Origin of the sequence: Nocardioides epinepheli, from assembly GCF_037936805.1 — a bacterium.
In the GTDB taxonomy this organism is placed as follows: domain Bacteria; phylum Actinomycetota; class Actinomycetes; order Propionibacteriales; family Nocardioidaceae; genus Nocardioides.
Genome location: NZ_JBBMMC010000008.1, coordinates 177,472 through 200,011, shown reverse-complemented (window position 1 = coordinate 200,011; position 22,540 = coordinate 177,472). Strand labels below are relative to the sequence as shown.

At 70.6% G+C, this 22,540-nt stretch carries 22 protein-coding genes and 1 tRNA gene; 8 read left to right on the top strand and 15 right to left on the bottom strand.

Annotated features, from left to right (window positions below; genetic code table 11):
* Positions 1-6: 6 nt before the first annotated feature.
* A complete protein-coding gene (locus tag WMR31_RS13020; protein WP_340539269.1) occupies positions 7-615 on the top strand; it encodes a TIGR03086 family metal-binding protein in 609 nt (202 codons plus the stop codon).
* Here WMR31_RS13020 and WMR31_RS13015 read toward each other — a convergent pair whose 3' ends face one another.
* The 8 genes from WMR31_RS13015 to WMR31_RS12980 form a co-directional block, all read right to left on the bottom strand.
* Positions 616-975, bottom strand: a complete 360-nt coding sequence (locus WMR31_RS13015) for a VOC family protein (RefSeq protein ID WP_340539268.1) — start codon at positions 973-975, stop codon at positions 616-618.
* Between the two features lie 61 nt (positions 976-1,036).
* Positions 1,037-1,879, bottom strand: a complete 843-nt coding sequence (locus WMR31_RS13010) for a mycofactocin-coupled SDR family oxidoreductase (protein ID WP_340539267.1) — start codon at positions 1,877-1,879, stop codon at positions 1,037-1,039.
* Between the two features lie 47 nt (positions 1,880-1,926).
* Entirely contained in the window at positions 1,927-2,412 is a 486-nt protein-coding gene (locus WMR31_RS13005) for an Lrp/AsnC family transcriptional regulator (protein ID WP_340539266.1), read from the bottom strand.
* Between the two features lie 51 nt (positions 2,413-2,463).
* Positions 2,464-3,501: an NAD(P)-dependent alcohol dehydrogenase gene (locus WMR31_RS13000; RefSeq protein WP_340539265.1), complete on the bottom strand. Its 1,038-nt coding sequence runs from the start codon at positions 3,499-3,501 to the stop codon at positions 2,464-2,466.
* A gap of 30 nt (positions 3,502-3,531) precedes the next feature.
* The gene (locus tag WMR31_RS12995) at positions 3,532-5,109 is read right to left on the bottom strand and encodes an APC family permease (RefSeq protein WP_340539264.1); all 1,578 of its coding nucleotides are present in this window, start codon (positions 5,107-5,109) and stop codon (positions 3,532-3,534) included.
* Positions 5,106-6,332 carry an NAD(P)/FAD-dependent oxidoreductase gene (locus tag WMR31_RS12990; RefSeq protein ID WP_340539263.1) on the bottom strand — a complete coding sequence of 409 codons (1,227 nt, stop codon included), beginning with the start codon at positions 6,330-6,332 and terminating at the stop codon, positions 5,106-5,108. Before WMR31_RS12990 ends, WMR31_RS12995 begins: the two co-directional genes overlap by 4 nt.
* Position 6,333: 1 nt before the next feature.
* Entirely contained in the window at positions 6,334-6,537 is a 204-nt protein-coding gene (locus WMR31_RS12985) for a ferredoxin (RefSeq protein WP_340539262.1), read from the bottom strand.
* On the bottom strand, positions 6,534-7,643 hold the full coding sequence (locus WMR31_RS12980; RefSeq protein ID WP_340539261.1) for an aromatic ring-hydroxylating oxygenase subunit alpha: 1,110 nt from the start codon (positions 7,641-7,643) through the stop codon (positions 6,534-6,536). Before WMR31_RS12980 ends, WMR31_RS12985 begins: the two co-directional genes overlap by 4 nt.
* Positions 7,644-8,056: 413 nt before the next feature.
* On the opposite strand from WMR31_RS12980, the gene WMR31_RS12975 reads away from it, so the two are divergent.
* Positions 8,057-9,067 (top strand): S66 family peptidase, encoded by a 1,011-nt coding sequence (locus WMR31_RS12975; protein ID WP_340539260.1) that lies wholly within the window; start codon positions 8,057-8,059, stop codon positions 9,065-9,067.
* Positions 9,068-9,203: 136 nt separating this feature from the next.
* On the opposite strand, the gene WMR31_RS12970 is transcribed toward WMR31_RS12975, so the two are convergent.
* From WMR31_RS12970 to WMR31_RS12960, 3 genes are all read right to left on the bottom strand, one after another.
* Complete coding sequence (locus tag WMR31_RS12970; RefSeq protein ID WP_340539259.1) at positions 9,204-9,575, bottom strand: DUF779 domain-containing protein; 372 nt, start codon at positions 9,573-9,575, stop codon at positions 9,204-9,206.
* A 350-nt stretch (positions 9,576-9,925) separates the two neighbouring features.
* A complete protein-coding gene (exaC, locus tag WMR31_RS12965; protein ID WP_340539258.1) occupies positions 9,926-11,449 on the bottom strand; it encodes an acetaldehyde dehydrogenase ExaC in 1,524 nt (507 codons plus the stop codon).
* 102 nt (positions 11,450-11,551) lie between these two features.
* The gene (locus WMR31_RS12960; protein WP_340539257.1) at positions 11,552-12,748 is read right to left on the bottom strand and encodes a GAF domain-containing protein; all 1,197 of its coding nucleotides are present in this window, start codon (positions 12,746-12,748) and stop codon (positions 11,552-11,554) included.
* A 118-nt stretch (positions 12,749-12,866) separates the two neighbouring features.
* Between WMR31_RS12960 and WMR31_RS12955 the strand changes: the two genes are divergently transcribed.
* The 4 genes from WMR31_RS12955 to WMR31_RS12940 all read left to right on the top strand — a co-directional run bounded on the left by WMR31_RS12955 (position 12,867) and on the right by WMR31_RS12940 (position 16,787).
* A tRNA-Ser gene (locus WMR31_RS12955) sits at positions 12,867-12,956 on the top strand.
* Between the two features lie 638 nt (positions 12,957-13,594).
* Positions 13,595-14,140: a nuclease-related domain-containing protein gene (locus tag WMR31_RS12950; RefSeq protein ID WP_340539256.1), complete on the top strand. Its 546-nt coding sequence runs from the start codon at positions 13,595-13,597 to the stop codon at positions 14,138-14,140.
* A 360-nt stretch (positions 14,141-14,500) separates the two neighbouring features.
* Positions 14,501-15,364, top strand: a complete 864-nt coding sequence (locus tag WMR31_RS12945) for an AAA family ATPase (RefSeq protein WP_340539255.1) — start codon at positions 14,501-14,503, stop codon at positions 15,362-15,364.
* 7 nt (positions 15,365-15,371) lie between these two features.
* A complete protein-coding gene (locus tag WMR31_RS12940; protein ID WP_340539254.1) occupies positions 15,372-16,787 on the top strand; it encodes a VWA domain-containing protein in 1,416 nt (471 codons plus the stop codon).
* A gap of 205 nt (positions 16,788-16,992) precedes the next feature.
* Here the strand turns inward: WMR31_RS12940 and WMR31_RS12935 are convergent, their stop codons facing one another.
* The 3 genes from WMR31_RS12935 to WMR31_RS12925 are packed head-to-tail and all read right to left on the bottom strand — an operon-like array spanning position 16,993 to position 19,806.
* On the bottom strand, positions 16,993-18,396 hold the full coding sequence (locus tag WMR31_RS12935; RefSeq protein WP_340539253.1) for a hypothetical protein: 1,404 nt from the start codon (positions 18,394-18,396) through the stop codon (positions 16,993-16,995).
* Positions 18,393-19,319 (bottom strand): hypothetical protein, encoded by a 927-nt coding sequence (locus WMR31_RS12930; RefSeq protein WP_340539252.1) that lies wholly within the window; start codon positions 19,317-19,319, stop codon positions 18,393-18,395. Before WMR31_RS12930 ends, WMR31_RS12935 begins: the two co-directional genes overlap by 4 nt.
* A 28-nt stretch (positions 19,320-19,347) precedes the next feature.
* Positions 19,348-19,806 carry a hypothetical protein gene (locus WMR31_RS12925; protein WP_340539251.1) on the bottom strand — a complete coding sequence of 153 codons (459 nt, stop codon included), beginning with the start codon at positions 19,804-19,806 and terminating at the stop codon, positions 19,348-19,350.
* Positions 19,807-19,908: 102 nt separating this feature from the next.
* On the opposite strand from WMR31_RS12925, the gene WMR31_RS12920 reads away from it, so the two are divergent.
* On the top strand, positions 19,909-20,364 hold the full coding sequence (locus tag WMR31_RS12920) for an NUDIX hydrolase (protein WP_340539250.1): 456 nt from the start codon (positions 19,909-19,911) through the stop codon (positions 20,362-20,364).
* 106 nt (positions 20,365-20,470) lie between these two features.
* The gene (locus WMR31_RS12915) at positions 20,471-21,964 is read left to right on the top strand and encodes a potassium/proton antiporter (RefSeq protein WP_340539249.1); all 1,494 of its coding nucleotides are present in this window, start codon (positions 20,471-20,473) and stop codon (positions 21,962-21,964) included.
* A gap of 43 nt (positions 21,965-22,007) precedes the next feature.
* Here WMR31_RS12915 and WMR31_RS12910 read toward each other — a convergent pair whose 3' ends face one another.
* Positions 22,008-22,535 (bottom strand): LytR C-terminal domain-containing protein, encoded by a 528-nt coding sequence (locus WMR31_RS12910; RefSeq protein WP_340539248.1) that lies wholly within the window; start codon positions 22,533-22,535, stop codon positions 22,008-22,010.
* Positions 22,536-22,540 lie beyond the last annotated feature (5 nt).

Below are 22,540 nucleotides of genomic sequence, written 5' to 3'. Positions count from 1 at the left end.
ACTCCTATGAGCACACTTCCCGATCTCACGCCCACTGCTCGCGAGCTCGCCCGTCTCGTCGCCGCCGTCGACGACGAACAACTCACCGGTCCGACGCCCTGCCCCGACTACCGCGTCGCCGATCTGCTCGACCACATCCACGGCCTCACGATCGCCTTCACCCACGCCGCCACCAAGGAGCCGCTGTCCGGCGCTCCCGGACCGAGCGGAGATGGAGCCAGGCTCCCCGACAGCTTCCGCACCGACATCCCCGCCGAGCTCGACGCCCTCGCCGCCGCATGGCTCGATCCGGCGGCGCTGGAGGGCACCACCATGGCCGGGCCGATCGAGATGCCCGGACCCGAGGCGGGCCTGGTCGCACTCGACGAGATCGTCGTCCACGCCTGGGACCTCGCCGCCGCGACCGGTCAGGTCTACGCCGCCGACCCGACCGCCGTGGACGCCTGCCTTGGCTTCGTGGCCGCCTTCGAGGCGCCCCAGGAGGACTCCGACGCCGACTCGGCTGGTGAGTCCGGTGGCGGTCTGTTCGGTCCGCCGGTCGCGGTCGCCGATAACGCCTCGGCTCTGGAGCGACTGCTGGGCCTCACGGGTCGTGACCCCGCCTGGCGCGGCTGATCACGCCTCGTCCGTCTCGTCGGCGCCGGCGACGCAGAACTCGTTGCCGGCTGGATCGGTGAGGGTGACCCAGCGGAAGCTGTCATCGCCGCGTCGCTCGACCAGTCCCGCTCCGGCAGCGACGAGCCGGTCGACCTCGCCGTCGAGATCCGCGGCGACCAGGTCGAGATGGAGCCGGTTCTTGCCCGGTGTCGGTGCCTGGTCGATCTGGAAGGCCAGGCGCACCGGCCCGCCGACCACCATCACGAAGGCGCCGTCGAACGGATCGACGACGTCGCCTCCGGTCTGCGCCGCCCACCAGGTGGCGAGACCGCGCGGATCGGGGGTGTCGCACGTGACCATGCCGAGGGTGAGGGCCATGGCCCGACGGTAGGGGTCGCCACGGACATTCCGGTTCCATGGCCGACCCCACGACTGGCTCCTAGATGATCGAGGAACCCCCGTCGACCGGCATGACGATGCCGGTGACGAAGCGAGCCTCGTCGGAGGCGAGGAAGACGATCGCGTTCGAGACGTCGACCGGCTCGACCCACGGGGCGGGGAGGGCCAGCAGGGTGCCGGAGGACTCCGCGAACTCCTCCTGGGTGACGGTCTCCAGGTCGGGGCGGAACAGTCGCCAGGTGGCGTCGTTCTGGATCATCGGCGTGTTGCAGTTGGTGGGCGAGACCACGTTGACCCGGATCGACTGCTCGGCGACCTCCATGGCCAGCGACTTCATCAGGCCGATCACCGCGTGCTTGGAGGCCACGTAGTGGCCGAACCGGGCGAATCCCTTGGTGCCCGCGTCGGAGGAGGTGATCACGACCGAGCCGCCGCGACCGCCGGCCTCCAGGTGGGGGATGGCCGCCTTGCAGGTGTGGAACACGCCGTTGAGGTTGACGTCGATGACGTCGGCCCAGTCGGTCGGCGCGGTGTCCTTGACCTCGTCACCGAACTGGAAGATCCCCGCATTGGCGCACACGATGTCGAGGCGCCCGAGTGCGGCGACCGCCTCGTCCAGCCCCGCGGCAAGTGCCTCGTAGTCGCGCACGTCGGCGACGTAGGTGATGATCTTGCGTCCGGCGCCCTCGACCAGGCGGACCGTCTCGGCCAGATCCTCCTCGGTTGCGGGTGCGTAGAAGTCGTGGGTCCGGCCGACGTCGCCGCAGATGTCCATGGCGATGATGTCGGCGCCCTCCTCGGCCAGCCGGACCGCGTGACTGCGGCCCTGGCCGCGCGCGGCTCCGGTGATGAAGGCGACCTTGCCCTCGAGACGTCCGGTCATGTGGCTACTCCTCTGGGTGGGACCAGCCCACCGAGAGCGAGGGCCGGTCAGCTGTACTTGTAAGAGACCTTGTGCATCTTGAGCTCGATGCACGTGCTGACGGAGGTGACCGCGTCCAGGGCGGCCATCCGGTTGTTGAGCAGGTCGTGCAGGTGCTCGTTGTCGTGGCAGACGACCTGCATGTAGATGTCGGCGACGCCGACGCAGTCGGAGACATAGGTCGACTCGGGCCAGGTGACGAGCTCGTCGACGACCTCCTGGGCGTGGCCGGGGCGTACCTTCATCAGCAGGAAGGCCTGCACCCGGTAGCCCATCCGGATCGGGTCGGCCACCGCGATGATGGTCAGGAAGCCCATCTCCTCCATCCGCCCGGTGCGGGCGCGGACCGTTCCCTCGGAGACCTCGAGCTCGCGGGCGATCTGCCGGTACGGCATCCGCCCGTCCTCCTGGAGACGCAGCAGGATCTGGTGGTCGAGCTTGTCGAGCCCCGGGCCCGGGCTCTGGTCGTTGTCGGACTCTGGGAGGCGCGGCACGGCGGTCATTCTAGGGCGACCCGTGAGCGTGCCCGTCGGCCCGGGGGACGCTCAGACTGCGGCGTCCGGGACCAGAACGGCCCGCCCACGGACCCGTCCGTGGTGCAGGTCGTCCAGCGCGGAGGCGAAGTGGGACAGGCCGTACTTGACGGTGTGCAGGGTCACCGCGCCGGCGGCGGCGAGAGCCATCAGCTCGTGCAGGTCGAGGTAGGTGCCGACCAGGTTCCCGACGAAGTTGATCTCGGTGGAGATGATGTCGATCGTCGGGATGGACAGGGTGCCTCCGTACCCGATCACGTAGTAGCTCCCGGCGCGCCGCAGCAGCTGGGTCCCGAAGTCGAGCGCGGTGCCCTCGCCGACGAAGTCGAGCACGGCTTCGGCGCCGTTGCCCGCGGTGAGCTCGAGGAGCTCGCCCGCGGGGTCGTCGGTGGCCAGGATGGTCTCGTCCGCGCCGAGATCCTTGGCCAGGGCCAGCGCCTCGGGTGAGGCGTCGATGACGACGAGACGGCCGGCCGACAACGCCCGCATGGCTTGGATCCCGATGTGGCCCAGGCCGCCGGCGCCGATGATGGCCACGGTGTCGCCGGGACGCACCAGAGCGGCCGCCTTGCGAGCGGCGTGGTAGGCGGTCAGTCCGGCGTCGGCCAGTGCGGCCACGTCGGCGGGGGCCAGGTTGTCGGCCAGCGGCACGACGGAGCGGGCCGAGGTCAGCAGGTAGTCGGCCATCCCGCCGTCTGCGTCGATCCCCGGGAACCGCGAGTCGGCGCAGTGAACGTCGTCGCCGGCCCGGCAGGCCAGGCACAGGCCGCAGGTGGCCAGCGGGTGCAGGATCACCTTGTCTCCGACGGCGACGTTGGTGACCGCCGAGCCGATCTCGACGATCTCACCGGCGTTCTCGTGGCCGATCGTGTAGGGAAGGACGACGCCGCTCTTGTCCTCCCATTGCCCCTCCACGATGTGCAGGTCGGTGCGGCACACCCCGGCGCCCTCGACCCTGACCACCACGTCCAGCGGGGAGGTGAGCTTAGGGTCCTCGGCGTCGTCGAGGGTGGGCTGGGTGTCGTACTCGTGGACTCGTACTGCCTTCATGTCTGTCTCCTCGGGTTCGGTAGCCGACGCTCAGCGCCGGGTGGTCAGTTCGTCGGGGTCGGTGTCCGGACGCGATGCGGCAGCGGGCGCCTCGGGGTGGTCGAGGTGGTGCGGGGCGAACGGGTTGTCGCTGTCCTCGTCCTCGTCCTCGTCGGTGACCCGCCACGAGATCGCCGACTTCTCCTGGAAGCGCTGGCGGATGAACCACAGGACGCAGGCGATGAGCAGGATGCCGATACCGGTGATGGTCTCTCCCACGCCGCCGTATCCGGTGAGCCCCGGGTTGGTGATGCCGATCAGGATGGCGAAGGTGTTGATGCAGAACAGCGCGATCGCGATCGGCACCCAGTAGCTCTTCAGCTTCGTGGGACGGCTGTGTTCGGGCTTGTCGCGGCGCAGAAGGACGAAGGCGCCGACCGCGAGGGTCACCGCGGAGAGGTAGCCCAGGTTGGATGCGAGCAGGATCGCGATCGGCTCGCCGAGCAGGAGCAGCACCGCGATGTTGATGATCATGTCCGTGGTCAGGGCCCGACCGGGCACGCCGTAGCGGTTGAGCACGCCGAGCTGACGGACGGTGCCACCCGAGGTGGCGATGCCGTAGAGCGAGCGGCCGCCGTCGGCGGTGGCGGTCATCATCGCGATCACGAACGCCGCCATGATCGGGATCTCGCCCAACCAGGACCACGAGCCGAGGATCTCGTCGAAGGCCAGGCCGATGTAGTTGACCGGGTTCGCCCCGATCGTCGCGTCGCCGAGGGTGCCGGCCATCATGTACGGCACCAGGATGTAGAGGCCCATGATGAACACGCCGGAGACGCGCAGCGCACGCGCCGAGTCGCGGGTCGGGTCCTTGTACTCGCTGGTGAACGAGGCGCACACCTCGGTGCCGTACGTCGTCCACGCGGTGATGTAGAACCACACCACGATGACCTTCCAGTCCAGCGGCTGCGTACCGGACCAGCCGATGTTGTCGACGCTGAAGTTGGCCGAGGCGGAGAAGAACGGGCCGACGCAGAGCACCAGCAGTCCGATCACCAGGAGAGCGCCGGTCACCTTGGCCACGCCGGAGGCGATCTTGATGCCGAAGTAGTTCAGCGCCCAGGCCGACATGATCGCCCCGATCGCGATCAGGTACGGCAGCCCGAGGGTGTGCACGCCGGGAAGGTCGACCGAGATGTTGTTGTCGGGCCAGAAGGCCTGCTCCATCAGGCTGCCCAGGACCACCCCCTCCACGGAGAGGGAGAGCGACCAGCCCATCCAGTAGCCGAATGCCGCGATCGCACCCAAGGGCGCGAAGTGCCGCTTCCAGCCTTCGTAGGCATAGACCGAGATGCCCCCCGACTTGTTGGGGAACATGCTGGCCATCTCGGCGAACAGGTTGTTCTGGAGCAGCGCGAAGAAGCAGGCCACGGCCCAGATGGTGATCGCGGTCCAGCCCCCGATCGCGCCGACGGTGTAGCCCAGGGTGAGGAACAGCCCGATCGGCATGTTCAGCGCGAAGACGAAGCCCTCGCGCCAGGTCAGGGTGCGCACCATGTGGCGGGCGTGGTGCGACCCGTCGAGCTCCGGACCCGCGGCCGAGGGCCGCGGGGTGTGTTGCTGGGTCATGCCGTACTCCTTGCGATCACGGACGTCGCCGCGGCTGCGGCGTCCGTCCACGGTGGGATCTCGTCCACGTGCTTGCGCTGCCCCGCCCAGGCGCGACTCTGGGCCGTGAGGCGGGGTTGGCCGACGATGCAGGCACCGACGAAGGTGCCGTTGATGGCGTGCAGGGCGACCAGGTCGCCGGGGGCCGCGGAGAGGTGTCGGACCTCGTCGGCCAGGTGTGGTTCGCCCACGATGTTGATTCGCAGCCCGAACTGATCGGACCACGCGTAGGGAACGCCGGCCACGATTCGATCGGTTCCTTCGGCGATGTTCTGCGCCACCGCTCGGGCCTGGTCGCCCGCATGGGTCCAGTGCTCGTGCCGCTCGGCGGCGCCATCCGCGTTCCGCCAGGCGCTCACGTCGCCGACGGCCCACACGCCCGGTGCCACCCGGCCGGTGTCGTCGGCGTGCAGGCCGCCGGCGTCGACCGGCAGCCCCGACCCTTCCAGCCACTCGACGTTGGGCTGCGCGCCGATGCCGACGACGACGAGATCCGCGGGGATCTCGGTGCCATCGGCCAGAACGACCGCTCGGACCGAGTCGGTCTCGTCCCCGACGATGTCGGCAACCCCCGTCCCGCAACGCACGGTGACGCCGTTGGCGCGAGCGTGCTCGACCAGCACCGACGCGGTGCGGGTGTCGAGGATCCGGGCCAGTGGCGCCACGGCCGCCTCCAGGACGGTGACCGCCGGGCCACGATCGCTGAGCGTGGAGGCCACCTCGAAGCCTACGAAGCCGCCCCCGATCACGACGGCGCGCTCGGCCGTGGCGGCCGCGGCCCGCAGCCTGTCGGCGTCGGCCAGGCTGCGCAGCTCATGGACGCCGGCCAGGCCGGCCCCGTACGGCAGTCGCCGGGGGCGGGAGCCGGTCGCGATCACGAGCTCGTCGTAACCGACCTCGTCGTCCTCCAGCAGGACGACTCGGCGCTCCGGGTCGAGGCCGGTGGCGCGGGCTCCGAGGCGGACCTCGACGTCGTGGTCTCGGTACCAGTCCGCGTCGAGCAGCAACAGGTCCTCGACATCGCTGACTCCCGCCAGGTAGGCCTTGCTCAGCGGAGGCCGGTCGTAGGGAAGCACGTGCTCCTCGGTGAGCACCACGATGTCGCCGTCGAAGCCGCGCTCGCGCAGCCCCTGCGCGGTCTTGGCCGCACCGAGCGAGCCGCCGACGATGACCACCCGGGTCATGTCAGGCTCCCTCGACCAGGCGCAGTGCGGTAGCCGGGCAGGAGGCGATCGCCTCGTCGAGCAGGGTCCGGTCCACGGTGTCCAGGTCCACGTCCAAGACGACGACCTTGCCGTCGTCGCTCAGGTCGAAGACGTCGGGTGCGTTCACCAGGCAGTTGGCGTAGCCCTGGCAGGCGTCGAGGTCGGCGACCACCCGCAGGCTCATCCGCGGAGCCTGTCCAACGTGGTGCGCATGAACTGCACCAGCGGGCCTTCGGAGTCGACCATCATCTGGCCGGCCGGGATCCGGCCGGACTGGTAGCCGATCTGCTGGATGTCGGTGGCCGTCTTGTCCTCGATGAGGGTGCGGTCCCACATCTCGATCCACTCCTTGACCACGCGCTCGTCGGCGCCGGGCTTGGAGTACATGTCCACGAACGCCCAGCTCTTGCCCGGAGCCACCGGCTGGATGGAGCCGACGAATCCGACGTAGTCGTCGAGGGCGTAGAAGCTGGAGGGGAAGGTGAAGGCGAAGCGGAATCCGCGCAACCCGTCCGGCTCGACGCCGGTGGGCAGCCACTTGATCGGGCCCTCGTGCCAGATGTTGTCGGTCCATGAGGCCACGTGGTACGCGTCGGGCGAGGAGTCGTAGGTCTTCCCGAAGCTGGTGTTGTGCAGCGTCGGGCAGTGGTAGCACTCCAGCGCGTTCTCGGCCCACAGCTTCCAGTCGCAGGCCATGTCGTAGGTGTAGCGGAGCTGGAACTCGTACTCGCGCAGGTCGGCGTTCACCTCGTCGGTCAGGTGCCGGATGTCGGCGGTGACCTCGGCCAACGAGGCGGCGTCCGCATCCGGGTTGACGAAGACCCACTGGTCCCAGCGCTCCACCGCGACCGGGGTCAGCGTGATCGCGGAGCAGTCGAAGCTCTTCTCGCGGTTGGAGCGAGGCGCGGTCTTCAGCCGGCCGTCCAGGCCGTAAGTCCAACCGTGGTACGGGCACTGCAGCAGGGGCTTGTTCCCGTTGGTCTCTGCGATCGAGTGCAGGCGGTGCGCGCAGGCGTTGACGAAGGCGCGCAGCTCGCCGTCCTTGCCGTGGGTGACGATGATCGGCGTATCGCCGGCTCGGGTCACCGCGTAGTCACCGGGCTTGGCGACCTGGGACTCGTGGCAGGCGTAGCTCCACGACTTGGCGAAGATCAACTCCTGTTCGAGCCGGTAGATCTCGGGGTCGGTGTAGAACTCGACCGGCAGGGTCTTGCCCTCGTCGAGCCGCTGGTCCAGGACGTCCGCGTCGGGCAGTCCGAGGCGGTTGAGGATGCCATCGAGTGTGGACATTGCTGATCCCCTTCGTGGTGTGTGGATCACGCCGCGACACCGCCGAGCCGACGAATGGCACACAGGTTGTGATGCGGGTCACTATGCGTGATGCGTAGAAATATAAATGCTGAACTACGCAATGCGCAAGACACATGCTGAAAAAATCTGCAATCGGCATCGCTACGGGAACTTGAACCGCCGTCGGCGCCGTCGTGCCCGCGATCGCGAGGCCACGCGAGGGATGGCCGCGGGGCACCCTTCCGAGGCGACCACCACGTCGTCGGAGGCGACAACCCCCGAATCCGGTGTTTGTCCCACATCCCCGTGGTTGAGCCGGATTCTCGATCAGGAGAACGTGCCCGGAGTCGCGGGCGCACGCCTGATCGGTGACGGGACCATGTCTTTGGCTGAGCCTCTGCCAGGATCGGCGGATGATCCGATACCCGGCGCCTCTCCGACCCGGAGACACCATCGCGGTCACCTCGCCGTCCGCAGGCGCGGCCGGCCCGGGTGCGGAACGCGTGGCCTTCTGCGTCGACTGGCTACGCGATGCGGGCTACGACGTCGTCGTCGGCGAGTGCATGGACGGCTCCGGCATCACCGCCGGTCCGGCAAAGAGCCGTGCCGCCGAGCTCACCGCGATGCTCTGCGACCCGGCGATCCGCTGCGTGCTCCCGCCGTGGGGCGGCGAGACGGCGATCGATCTGGTCGACCTGCTCGACTGGGACGCGCTCGCGAGCGCCGAACCCACCTGGCTGGTGGGGTTCTCGGACCTGTCCACCGTGCTCCTGCCGATCACCACCCGCCTCGGCTGGGCCACGCTGCACGGCGACAACCTCGCCGACACGCCGTATGGCGTCCCCGACGGCCTCCTACCCTGGCTCGACGTCGTCGGCGGCGCGGGGCCCCACGTCCAGCGCGACTCGGGGTTCGTCGGCGGCTGGTGGCGCTTCGAGGAGGACACGCGCGCCGTGGAGTGGAAGAGCGTGGGCGAGGGATCCTGGCGGCTCCACGGCGCCGACTCGCTCGACGCGAGCGGGCGGCTGATCGGCGGCTGCGTCGAGACCATGACCAATCTGGCCGGCACTCCGTACGGCGACGTCGCCGCGTTCGGTGCCGAGTACGCCGAGGACGGCCTGATCCTCTACCTCGAGGTCTCCGACGACGAGGCCGCCACGATCTGCCGGAACCTGCACGGCCTGCGCCTGGCGGGCTGGTTCGAGCACGCCCGCGCCATCCTCATCGGTCGCACCAACGCGCCCGACCATCCTGCTCTGACCCAGGACGAGGCGGTCCTCGACGCCCTGGGGCGGCTCGACCTCCCGATCGTGTTCGACCTCGAGATCGGACACGTCCCGCCGCACCTGCCGCTGGTGAACGGTGCTCTCGCAACCGTGACGGTCGCCGGCGCGACCCGCGAGATCCGGCAGGAGCTCCGATAGGGAATCACTGATTGATGTGGGTGGATGCCGGCGCCGTCCCGGCATTGATCAGTGGTTCCCTAGCAACCCGGACGTCGTCGGGCCCCGACCGCTCCGCGATCGGGGCCCGAGGTGATGAGCTCGGTGGGGGCCGAGCTCAGTCGGTGGGTGTGGATCCGGCAGCCTCGTCGCCCAGGAGACGTGAGCGGATCAGGAACCGGACGCCGTGCGGCGCCTCCAGGGAGAACCCGGCGCCGCGTCCCCTGACGACGTCGATCGTGAGGTGGGTGTGCGACCAGTACTCGTACTGCGCCCGCGACATGTGGACCGGGACCGGCCGGTCGAGTCCGACGTCCAGGTCGCCGAGGTGCACGTCGGCGTCACCGAGCAGCAGGTCGCCGTCGGGATAGCACATCGGAGCCGACCCGTCGCAGCAGCCGCCGGACTGGTGGAACATGACCGGGCCGTGCTGCTCGGTCAGTTCGCGGACCAGCTCGGCTGCTGCGGGGGTGACGTCGACTCGGCTCACCTGGTGCTCCTGTCCTTGCGTGGGCTCATGTCGTTGATCCCGGCCGCCGGGCACGACCTCGTTCCTCGGTAGTGCCCGGCCGCCTCGGTGGTCTTGGGCCTCACCAGGTCTCGACACGCGGGTCACGAGCTCGCAAGCTCGCTCGTGCCGCTTGCTCGACCACCGACGATCGCGACCTCGTCCCTCGGTCGCGATCGGCTCGCCGGGCACGACCTCGTTCCTCGGTAGTGCCCGGCTCCCCTCGGTCGGTCTTGGGCTCACCAGGTCTCGACACGCGGGTCACGGCCTCGTTCCTCAGCCGTGCCGCTTGCTCGACCACCGACGATCGCGACCTCGTCCCTCGGTCGCGATCAGAAGAAGCCGAGGGCGTCGGGGGAGTAGGAGACCAGGAGGTTCTTGGTCTGCTGGTAGTGGTCGAGCATCATCTTGTGGTTCTCGCGACCGATGCCCGACTGCTTGTAGCCGCCGAAGGCCGCGTGCGCCGGATAGGCGTGGTAGCAGTTGGTCCACACCCGGCCGGCCTTGATGCCGCGGCCCATGCGGAACGCCTGCGCTCCGTCGCGCGACCACACGCCGGCGCCGAGGCCGTAGAGGGTGTCGTTGGCGGTCTTGAGGGCGTCGGCCTCCTCGTCGAAGGAGGTCAGCGCGAGCACCGGCCCGAAGATCTCCTCCTGGAAGATCCGCATCGAGTTGTCGCCCTCGAACACGGTCGGCTCGACGTAGTAGCCCTCGGCCAGCTCGCCGTCGAGGACCTTGCGCCCGCCGCCGGTGAGGACCTTCGCGCCCTCCTGCTTGCCGATGTCGATGTAGCTGAGGATCTTCTCCAGCTGGTCGTTGGAGGCCTGGGCGCCCATCGTGGTGGAGTCGTCGAGCGGGTTGCCCTGCACGATCTTCTCGACCCGCGCGATCGCGTCCGGCACGAAGTCGCTGTAGATCGAGCGCTGCACGAGCGCGCGGGACGGGCAGGTGCAGACCTCGCCCTGGTTGAGGGCGAACATCGTGAAGCCCTCGAGCGCCTTGTCGTAGAAGGCGTCGCGCTCGGCGGCGACGTTGTCGAAGAAGATGTTCGGGCTCTTGCCGCCGAGCTCGAGGGTCACCGGGATGATGTTCTGGCTGGCGTACTGCATGATCAGCCGGCCGGTGGTGGTCTCGCCGGTGAAGGCGATCTTGGCGATCCGCGGCGAGGAGGCCAGCGGCTTGCCGGCCTCGACGCCGAAGCCGTTGACGACGTTCAGCACGCCCGGCGGCAGCAGGTCGCCGATCACCTCGACGACCTTGAGGATCGACCACGGGGTCTGCTCGGCGGGCTTGAGCACCACGCAGTTGCCGGCTGCCAGGGCGGGCGCGAGCTTCCACACCGCCATCAGGATCGGGAAGTTCCACGGGATGATCTGGCCGACGACGCCGAGCGGCTCGTGGAAGTGGTAGGCCATCGTGTCGCCGTCGATCTCGCTGATCGTGCCCTCCTGGGCGCGCAGGCAACTGGCGAAGTAGCGGAAGTGGTCGACGGCCAGCGGCAGGTCGGCGGCGAGGGTCTCGCGCACGGCCTTGCCGTTGTCCCACGTCTCGGCGACGGCGAGCTCGGTGAGGTGCTGCTCCATCGCGTCGGCGATCTTGAGCAGGATGTTGGCGCGGTCGGTGGCCGACGTCGCGCCCCACTTGTCGGCGGCGGCGTGCGCGGCGTCGATCGCGGCGTCGATGTCCTCGGCGGTGCCGCGGGCGATCTCGGTGAAGGGCTTGCCGTTGACCGGCGAGATGTTCTCGAAGTACTGACCCTTGACCGGAGCCACCCACTCGCCGCCGATGTAGTGGTCGTACCGAGGCTGGACGGAGACGAGCGAGTCGGACTGGCCGGGTGCGGCGTAGACGGTCATGAGGCTCCTTCGATCGGGATCCCGACGTCGTCGGGGTGAGTGCCGTCACACCGTAGGAAGCCGAACGTTGCGGCCAGGTTGCCGAACGTCGCGGGGCTCGGGTCAGGCCAGGTCGGCGTCGAGCCGGGCGATCTGGCCGTCGACCAGTGCCACCATCGGCGAGGCCGGGTCGACGGCGTCGCGCTGGGCCACCCACATCTCGTAGTCGTCGCGGCCCCAGGCCGAGCGCGTCCAGGCCGACATCAGGTCGGCCTGGCCCGAGCGGAGCAGCGCCTGTCGCAGGGACGCCTCCAGCGCTCCCCGGATCCTCACGACGCCCGGCGCGGTCGAGCGGGGGAGCAGTGGACCCTGGTAGGTCCGCATCGCCTCCCGGACGTCGCCCGCGGCCAGCTGCGCCTCGACGGCCAGCCAGTCACCGGTCACGTCGGCCGCCAACCGGTAGGGACGCGAGGCCAGGACCTCCTCGCCCAGCAGCCCCCGAAGCCGGTTGAGCTCGGCGCGCAGGGTGGAGGAGGCGCCGTCGTCCTCGTAGAGGAGCACGGCGAGCTCGTCGCCGGAGAGCCCGCGGGGTGCGGCCGCGAGGAGCAGCAGGATCTCGCTGTGCCGGCGACTCAGCCGGACGGTCTCGACCCGCCCGCGACCGTCGTCCATGGTGAACAGCGCCTCCGGGCGCCCCAGTCCCTCCAGCAGGACGCGGAGCCCACCCGGACGCTCGGGCTGCGGGCCGAGCAGGCTCTCGCGGCCCAACTCGACCTCGGCCAGCCGCGCCGCCGCCCGCACCATCGCCATCGTCTGCGGCACCACGATCTGGTCGCCGCCGGTGACGTCGAGGACGCCGAGCAGCCGGGTCGTGCCGGGGTCGTGGATCGGTGTGGCCGCACAGCTCCACGGCTGCACGCTCTGCCGGAAGTGCTCGGCGCGGGTGATCGTCGTCGGCCTGCCGGTGGCGATGGTGAGGCCCGGCGCGTTCGTGCCGGCCAGCCGCTCGTCCCAGTTGCTGCCCTCCACGAACCCGATCCGCTCCGCGGCGCGCAACGTCTTCGGCGTCCCGCAGATCCACAGCAGCGTGCCGTCGGCGTCGCTGATCGCCATCATGGCGTCGCAGTCGCGCACGGCCTGACCCAGGACGTCGTCGAGCAGCGGGAACACGCGGGCGAGCGGATGCGCCGACCGCAGGTCGCGCAGATCGCCCTGGTCGACGGTGATCGGTGCCTCGCGCAGCTCCGCGCTCACCCCCGCGGCGGCCGAGCGGTGCCAGGACGCGGCCACCTCCGCCCGCATCCCCCGGTCCTCGGCCATCGTCCCAGTACACACTGCCAACAGCGCTGCGGCCACCCTCGGGTGTGACGGCGCTCACCGATCGCCCGGTCGGCATCCGATTTCACGCCTCGCTCGGCGCTCCGGTAACCTTCCCGGCGGTGGCGTGTCCGAGCGGCCTAAGGAGAACGCCTCGAAAGCGTTTGTGGGTGCAAGCCCACCGAGGGTTCAAATCCCTCCGCCACCGCCAGTGGGCTACGGACGCAATCCTGTAACCCGAGAGACGAAAAGTCTCAGCGACGCCGTCTCGTGGCCCGAATCCGGGTTCACGGGGCGGCGTTGTTGCGTTCGTCGGCCCCGCGCTGGGCCGCAGATGTGCGAGAAGCGCAGTTCCCGGAACCGCTGTAGTGGGCGTGGAGACACCCCGATGATCCACGCATGGAGAACGCGACGTGCTCGGTGACTCGGTGGCGCAGGTACGGGAAGGACCGGCTGTACGTCGAGCGACCTGACGGGGTGAAGGTCGGATGGTGGGACCTCACCACGAACGAGGCGCACCCTGAGAGCCAGGACGACCTTTCCGCCCTCACCCATGCCGTCGATGACTGGATGTCCGATCGAGTGGAGAACGGATTCGAGGCAGGCGCGACTGCCCCCAGGTCCGACGGCACCGTCGACCCCACCCAGACCGGATCGACCGCCCCGCCCCTCGAACAGCCACGACCTGTAGGCCAGGAGCCGCCGAACCCCGCGCCTCTGCCGGCCGTCGAGTCGACACCGCACGACGCCGCAATCCAAGCCGCCCCCAGGCCCTGGTTGGACCTCTCAACCAACCGAGCCGGGGCCGCCGCACGAGAGCAGGCTCAAGCAGCACGCGACGCCGCGCCCGTGAAGACTGTCCTCGCCCGAGTGCTCGGGGTCCACACCGACGAACGCGCTTGGCGAATCGGCGCGGACGGTGAGGAACTCGTCGCCGCCCAACTCGTGAAGGCCGCGAAGAAGGACCCCAGCTGGCGGGCGCTCCATGCAATTCCGGTCGGCGACCGCGGCTCCGACATCGACCACCTCGTCGTTGGCCCTGGTGGCGTGTTCACTATCAACGCCAAGCACCACCCCAAGGCCAAGATCTGGGTCGGTGGGAACACCTTCATGGTCAACGGCAACCGGCAGCCCTACATCCGCAACAGCCGCCACGAGGCGGGACGCGCAGCCAAACTCCTCGCTGCCGCCTGCGGCTTCCCGGTCCACGTCCAAGGTCTCATCGTCACCGTCAACGCAGCCGAAGTCGTCATCAAGAGCCAGCCCGACGGAGTCAGCGTCACCTGGCGCAACAACCTCGCGAAATGGCTCCTGCGCCACGGCGAGATCCACACCCCCGAGGCACTCGACGCCATCTACGAGGCGGCACGCCGGTCAACCACCTGGCGGTCGTGACCCCTACGTGGCACGTCAACACCGGTCACCAGCGACGTCCACAGGCCGTCAACGCGATCGGCACGCCCCAGCCCGGCGCGGCCCGGCAACACCGCCGCACCTACTACGCGGCCTACGCGGCGAACCTCAGGAGTGCGACGCCGGAGTCGACGCCGGAGTCATCGTGGAGCTGGGTGAAGGCATCGCTCCACTCGATCTACGACCGTCTCTGTGTGCGCGCCGCCTTGGCAAACCCCGGATAGTTTGAGGCGTTATCAACCTCGAGGTGCCCGCTCGAGGTTGATAACGCCTCAAACTATCCCCGCTGGGCCGTGCGGGGCCTGCCTGAGTCGGGTTCGCGGCCGGTGGGAGGATGGCGCGATGAGTTGGTTCGCCTCACCCGCCGACGCGGCAGGTCGACTGCACGAGGCGGGCTACCTCGCCGACGACGCCACCGCGACGACGTCCTACCTCGCCGGGGCGCTGGAGAAGCCGCTGCTCATCGAGGGGCCTGCCGGCGTGGGCAAGACCGAGCTGGCCAAGGCGGTCGCCCGGGCGACCGGCGCCGACCTGGTGCGCCTGCAGTGCTACGAGGGCCTCGACGAGGCGCGGGCGCTGTACGAGTGGAACTACAAGAAGCAGCTGCTGCGCATTCAGGCCTCGCAGAGCGACGCGTCGTGGAGCGAGACCCACGACGACATCTTCACCGAGGAGTTCCTGCTCACCCGGCCGCTGCTCACCGCGATCCGTCGGGAGGAGCCGACCGTGCTGCTCATCGACGAGGTCGACAAGACCGACATCGAGGTCGAGGGGCTGCTGCTCGAGGTGCTCTCCGACTTCCAGGTCACCATCCCCGAGCTCGGCACCGTCGCGGCGGCGCGGCGTCCGTTCGTGGTGCTCACCTCCAACGCCAGCCGCGAGCTGTCCGAGGCGGTCAAGCGGCGCTGCCTCTACCTGCACCTCGACTACCCCGACGCCGAGCGCGAGCGGGAGATCGTCGCCTCGCAGGTGCCGGGCCTCGACGAGCGGGTCACGACCCAGCTGGTGGCCACGATCGGCCGGCTGCGCGAGCTGGAGCTGAAGAAGGCGCCGTCGATCGCCGAGTCGGTCGACTGGGCGCGCACCCTGGTGGCGCTGGAGATCGGCGACCTCGACGACGCCGCGATCAACGACACCCTCGGCGTCGTCCTCAAGCACCACTCCGATCAGGAGCGGGCGGTCAAGGAGCTGAAGCTCCGCCGATGAGCCAGCGATGAGTGAGCGCAGCGGGCTGGTCGACCGGCACATCGCCTTCCTGGAGGCGCTGCGCGGGGCCGGCCTGTCGGTCTCGCTCGCCGAGGACCTCGACGCCGTCGCCGCCCTCACCGCGCTCGACTGGACCGAGCGCGGCCAGATCCGCGAGGGCTACGCCGCCACCGTGGTGAAACGCCAGGCCCAGCGTCCCATCTTCGAGGCGCTGTTCGACCTCTACTTCCCCCGACTGGTCGGCGACGGCGCGAGCTCGCTCGCCCCCGACGGCGAGCAGGCTTCGGAGACCGGAGCCGACGGGGCGCCCGCGGAGCGGGTGCGCGACAACGCGGAGGCGCTCGCCACGTTCCGCGAGCAGCTCGCCGAGGCACTGGCGGCCGACGACCAGGCCGCCCTGGAGCAGCTTGCGGCCGAGATGGTGGCCCGGTTCGGTGCGATGCCCGGCCGCGGCCCGGGACTGTCGTCGTGGTCGGCCTACGCGGCGCTACAGCGGGTGGCGCCGTCCGAGCTGACCGACCGGATCGTCGCGGCACTGATGGGCGAAGGAGTCACCGAGGAGGAGGCCGCCCGCGGCGCCGGCCGACGGATCGGCGCGTTCTCGGCGCGGGTCGAGGCCGACGCCCGCCGGCGGATCGCCGAGGAGAAGGGCGCCGACCACATCGCGAAGGTCGCGCTGCGCCCCAGCATCGACCGCATCGACTTCCTCGCCGCCCGCCGCTCGGACCTGGAGGAGATGCGCCGCGAGATCTACCCGCTCGCGCGCCGCCTGGCCACCCGGCTCACCAAGGAGCACCACGCGCGGCGCCGCGGGCCGCTCGACTTCCGCCGCACCGTCCGCGCCTCGATGTCGACCGGCGGCGTCCCGCTCGTCACCCATCAACGCCCCAAGCGGCCCCACCGCAACGAGCTGGTCGTCATGTGCGACGTGAGCGGCTCGGTGGCGAACTTCGCCCAGTTCACCCTGCTGCTGGTCTTCGCGCTGCGCGACCAGTTCCAGAAGGTGCGCGCCTTCACCTTCGTCGACGAGGTGCACGAGGTCACCGACGCGTTCCGACCGGGCGCCGACGTCGTCGACGTGATGGCCGACCTCGCCGCCTCCGCCCGCCACGCCGCCTTGTGGGGACGCACGAACTACGGACGCGCGCTGACCCGCTTCGCCGAGCTGCACCCCGACGCGATCGGCCCGAAGTCGTCGCTGCTCATCCTCGGCGACGCGCGCTCCAACTACAGCGACCTCCACCAGAACGTCCTGGCCGAGCTCGCCGGCACCGCCCGCCACGCGTGGTGGCTCAACCCCGAGCACCGTCGGCACTGGGGCACCGGCGACTCCGCGGCCACCACCTACGGCGCGATCGTGCCCATGGTGGAGTGCCGCAACCTCACCCAGCTCGCCGAGTTCGTGCACGACCTGGCCGGCTGAGCACCGGGTCCCCGCCTCCGCTGCACCATTCGGCGCAATTGCGCGGTTTGGGCCCTCGAGGAGTCCTCGGAGTGCACCGTTCAGCGCAATTGCGTGGTTTGGGTCGGTCGGATGGGCCGTGGGCGACCCGACCGGCGCAATTGCGCGGTTTGGGCCATTGACCGGTCATCAGAGTGCACCGTTCAGCGCAATTGCGCCGAACGGGTCAGTCCGGAGCAGGCCCGAGATAGCCCAACGCCGCGATCCGAGCGATCTCCTCGACCAGCGCCGGGTGCGTCGCGGCGTCGGCAGCGCGTCCGCCGGCGACGTAGCCGTCCTCGCCGCCGTCGTAGACGACGGTGACCCGGTTGGTCGCCGCGGAGTTGATGAGCGAGCCGAGGAGCGCGACCGGATCGGAGCGGTCCTCGAGCGCGAGCATCCGGACGTCGTCGGGGAGCCGCGGCACGTGCGCCGACGGCGCGCCGGTGGTGACCACCTGGTCGATGACGAACGCCGACGACGTCGGCGCGGCTGCCAGCTCGGCGGCGGTGACGCCGCCCTGTCCGGAGCCGACCAGCATCACCCGCGCCTCGGTGTCGTCGCCGACCGCGCGCTCGATGCTGCGCACCACGTGGTCGGCATAGGACGACTGATCGCCGCCGACCAGCCGCAGGCGCCCGCTCGCGCCGCCGTCGGCACCGTGGAGGTAGGCGATGTAGCGGCTCGGGGCGACCCGGCGGACCACGACGCTGGTTGGCGCGTCCTGGAGCGCGGTCATCAGCGCGGTGAGGTCGCGTGGCCGGGCGCCGGACGGGTCGCCCTCCGACTCCGCTGCGGAGGGGTCCGAGGCCGGCTCGACGAGCCCGCCCGCGACGTCGCGCAGCGCGGACTCGAAGCCCGACGGGAAGGGCCGGACGCCGATCGCGCGGAGACCGCCCTGCCCGGCGAGTCGGCCACGGTCGCCAGACAGGACGCCGGCAGTGAGCAGTGATCTCATCTGCAGGCCCTCGAGCAGGCCGCCGCCACCGCTGGTGACGTGCTCCATCAACTCGGGGTTGGAGTCGGCGAGCTCGTTGAGATACGCGGCGACCCCGTCGCGGTCGAGCGCGTCGGTCTCGATCAGTCCTGCCGAGACGATCGCACCGCCCAGGGCCACCTCGGGGGCGAGATAGCCGATCGCGCGCCCGGCGATCGAGCCGAGGGTCTTGTAGGCGGCGGTCTGGAGCTCGTCGATCCAGCGATAGGTGAGCACCGTGGCGCGGAGCACCAGCGCGTCGGCGTCGAGCTCGATGGAACGCGACAGCAGGCCGCGCTTGCCGGTGGTGGCGGCTCGGATGTCGTCCTCGGCCTGGGCGTGGGTGCCCGGGGAGAGTGGCGCGGAGTCGGCGAAGGCGGGGTCGGCGATGATGTCGGTGCCGAGCTTGGCGCGCTGGCGCATGGCTTCGCCGGAGTCGTCGAAGAGCGCGGCCAGGCGCATCATCCGGTCGTACTTGTCGGCGAGGTCGGCCGCCTCGGCCTCCGTGGTCGGCGCGGTGCGTTGTTCGGACGCCGCGGCCGCGACCATCGACGCCTGGCTGGTCGGGTCCCCCTCGTGCGACTCGGTGCGCTCGTCGGCGGGCGGAGTGCTCACGAGGCCACCTCTGCGAGCACCGGCGCCAGGTCGACGGCGAGGTCGGCCGCCTCGACCGCCCGGATCTCCACGCGCGTGGCACCGTTCGCCTGATGCGGATGCAGGGTGCGCCAGCCGTCGGCCACCAGCACCCACGAGCGGACCCCGACGACCGTCGTCGGCTCGCTCGACACATCGGCCACCAGGACCCGCAGCCGGCCCTGAGCCTCGGTGCCGAGGGCCTGGAGCACGCCGGGGACCTCCGCAGCCGGCAGCGGCCGGCCCTGGGCATCGACCACCTCGCCGTCGTGCTGCCCGGCCAGCACCTGCACCAGGTCGGAGCGTGCGCCCGCGGCGGCCTCGACCGCCGCGTCCGCCAGCGCGTAGGGGAGATCGAGGTACTCCGGCACCAGGGACTCGCGTAGGGCGAGGTCCTCGGGCAGGACGCCGACGCGGGCGAGCTCGTCGGGCCACGCGGCCACCGGGAACCACGCGAGCTCGAAGACGATCCCGTCGCTGGTGGCGAGTGCGGCGACCGCGGTGTCGTTGGCGCGGTGCCACGCCTTGACCTGCACCTGCTCGACGGTGACATCGAGCTCGACGGCGTACGTCGGCGTCGCGAGCAGCCCCACCGCCCCGGCCAGACCGTCATCGACGACGTCGCCGACGAGCAGGCCGCGACGGGCCAGGGAGGTCTCCGGGTCGTGGAGCGCCTCGAGCGCGGCCAGATATGCCTGGTCCTCGGTGGTTCCGCGGCTGGCGCCGAGGCGATCCTCCAGCGGCGCGGCGGCGCCCGGAGCGGAGACGTCGAAGGGGAGTGGCGCTCCGCCCGCGCGTTCGGCGACGAACTGGAGCTCGGGCAGGGTCAGCGCCACCCGGCGCGGCAGGGCGTCCAGCAGGGAGGCCGGGGGCGGCGTCGGTGTGCTGAGGTCGATCGTGGTCAACGGGGTTCCTGTCGCAGGAGGTCGCGGGTCACAGGCCGGGCAGCTCGACCGCGAGCCAGTCGCGGTGGCCGCTGGGCGGTGGGTCGAAGGCGGCCAGGACGACGTCGTCCGGCTCGGGCTCGGTGCGCACGCCGGTGCCCTCCTCGGCGGCGTCCGCGTTCAGCTTCTCGACCCGGGCGACCCGGGTGCGGGCCTCGGCGACGAGGTCGGTGGCGCGCCGCTCGATCTCGGTGATCTCGTCGGTGACCGTCTCGACCTCGAGCAGGTGCTTGTCGAGTGCCTCGGCGGCGGTCTCGTGCTGGGCCGCGGCCTCGCGCAGGTGGGTGGCGCGTTCGGTGACCCGGATCCGCATGGAGTCGGCCGCGCGCCCGGACCAGCCGATCGCCTCGAGGTGCGCGACGAGCTGGTCGGCCGTGGCGCGGATGTCGACGGCCTGCTCGCGCAGCGCGTCGGCCCGGCGGCGCATCACATCGGTGTCGCCGTACATCGCTCTCCTCTCGTCTCCGTCGGCGGGTCACCCCGACGTTACCGCTCCGGCCCCCACGTGGGCCGCAGGAGCAGGCCCCTGTCGACGCGTAGGGTCACGAGGGTGCACTTCACGACCTACGACACCCGTGTCGCCAGCTATGCGCTGATCCTCGACGACCAGGACCGGATCCTGCTGTCGTGGTGGAACGGAGAGGGTCGCTTCGAGCCCGCGTGGACCCTGCCCGGCGGAGGCGTCGAGTTCGAGGAGTCGCTGGAGGAGTCCCTGGTGCGGGAGGTGCACGAGGAGACCGGCTACGACGTGGTCGTCCGCGCCCCGCTGACCACCCACTCCTGGTTCCGCTACGACGAGCCGCGGCCGTTCAAGGCCGTCCGGGTCGTCTACGACGCCAGCGTGGTCGGAGGCCGGCTCGGCACCACCGAGGTCGGCGGCTCCACCGACTACGCGGCCTGGATGCCGCTGGCCGAGGTCGCCGGACAGTCCCAGCGGACCGACATCGTCGACGTCGCGGTGGCGGCGCATCTGGCGCGCGCCGGGGGCGGCCGCACCGACCGATAGACTCCGAGCCCGCCGCCACCGACCCCTGAGGTGACATGAACCGGGCTCGACGCCGTCCGCTCGGCCAGCGGTGCGCCTGCCGGTGGCCGGCCTCGCGGAGCCGCCGATGACCTTCGACCTCCACGACTTCGACCAGTTCGTGCTCGTCGGCTCACTGGTCACCCTGGCCGCCATCCTCGCGGTGCGGCTCTCCAGCCGCGCCGGCCTGCCCAGCCTCCTGATCTACCTGCTCATGGGCGTCGCCCTCGGGGAGTCCGGCCTCGGCATCCAGTTCGAGGACGCCGAGCTGGCCCACGCCCTCGGGTTCGCCGCGCTCGCCACGATCCTTGCCGAGGGAGGACTGACCACCAACTGGCGCGAGGCGAAGCCGGCGATGCGGCTCGGGCTCTCCCTGGCGACCGTCGGCGTCGCGATCTCGGTGGGCATCGTGGCGGTCAGCGCCCACTACCTGCTCGGGCTGCCGTGGGAGCTCGCGGTGCTGCTGGGCGCGGTCCTCTCGCCGACCGACGCCGCCGCCGTCTTCTCGGTGCTGCGGGCCGTGCCCCTGCCGCGGCGGATGGTCGCCTCGCTCGAGGCCGAGTCGGGGCTCAACGACGCACCGACCGTCGTCCTGGTGACCCTGATCTCCAGCGGGGCCGTGGCCGACAACGGCGTGCTCGGGATGCTCGCGATCGTCGTGTTCGAGCTGGTGGTCGGCGTCGCGATCGGCCTCGCCGTCGGCTTCGGCGGCGGCTGGCTGATGCGCCGGGTCGCGTTGCCGGCGTCTGGTCTCTACCCGCTCGCCGTGCTCTGCCTGGCCTTCCTCGCCTACGGCGCCGCGGTCGGCGTCCACGCCAGCGGTTTCGCGGCGATCTACGTCGCCGGCGTCGTCCTGGGCAACGCCGACCTGCCCCACCGGGGCACGACGCGCTCGTTCGCCGAGGGCGTCGCCTGGCTGGCCCAGATCGGGCTGTTCGTCATGCTCGGGCTGTTGCTCTCCCCAGGGCGGATCGGCCTCGAGGTCGTCGGGCTGGCCCTGGCCGCCGGAACGATCCTCACCTTCGTCGCCCGGCCGATCTCGGTGATGCTGAGCAGCGCAGTGCGCCCGATGCCGCTCAACGAGGCCGCGTTCATGTCGTGGGCCGGGCTGCGCGGCGCCGTCCCGATCGTCCTGACGACGATCCCCCTCGCCAAGGGCGTCACCGATGCCCACCTGCTCTTCGACATCGTGTTCGTGATCGTGGTGATCGACACGCTGCTGACCGGCCCGACCTTGCCGCCTGCCGCGCGACTGCTCGGCGTCACTCGCCGCTCGGAGCCCCGGGATCTCGACCTCGAGGCGGCACCCCTGGACAAGGTCCAGGCCGACATCCTCCAGATCACGATCCATCCGCGCTCGCAGATCCACGGCGTCGAGGTCGGCGAGCTCCGGCTGCCCAAGGGGGCGTCGGTCTCGATCGTGATCCGTGGTGGCGAGACGCTCGTGCCCGAACGACGCACCGTCCTGCGCACCGGCGACGACCTCCTCGTGGTCACCCCGCGCAAGCTGCGCGAGCAGACCGAGGACCGGCTACGCGAGGTGAGCGAGCACGGGCGGCTCGGGCAGTGGCTGCGGGAGTAGCCGCGCGATCGCGGCGGAGCCGGGGGGGTCGGAAGGGTCGCGATCAGGCGAGGTCGGGCGGCGCGCAGATGGTGAGGTTCTCCTTCAGCGCGATCTGCTTCTGACCGCCGCGGACGCCGGTGAACTGGTCGCCGACGACCACCGTGATGCCCTCGCTGGCGTCCTCGCGCTGGACCACCTTCACCTTGCCGCTGAGGTAGCCGGCCACCAGGCGGGTGGCGGCGCTCTTGCCGTCGGTGGTCCAGATCTCGACCGTCTTGACGTCGGCGTTGGTGATCGTGGAGGTGCGTCCGCGGACGAACCCCTGATCCTCGAGATCCTTGAGGGTGGAGCCGGCCAGGCCGGTGCGCTTGCCGGCGTTGATCACGCTCACGACCAGCTGGCTGGGGCGCAGCACGTCGCCGGACACGAGCTTTTGGTCGGTGCAGATCGGTGGGTCGACGCTCTCGGGGAAGGGCTCGGAGACCGCCTTGAGACCGCGGTTGACCCCGAACACGAGCAGCAGGGCGAGGACGGCGAGGGTCACTGCCGTGCGGATGTGACCCAGGGTGCGGGGGCTCAGGTCGCCCATCGGGC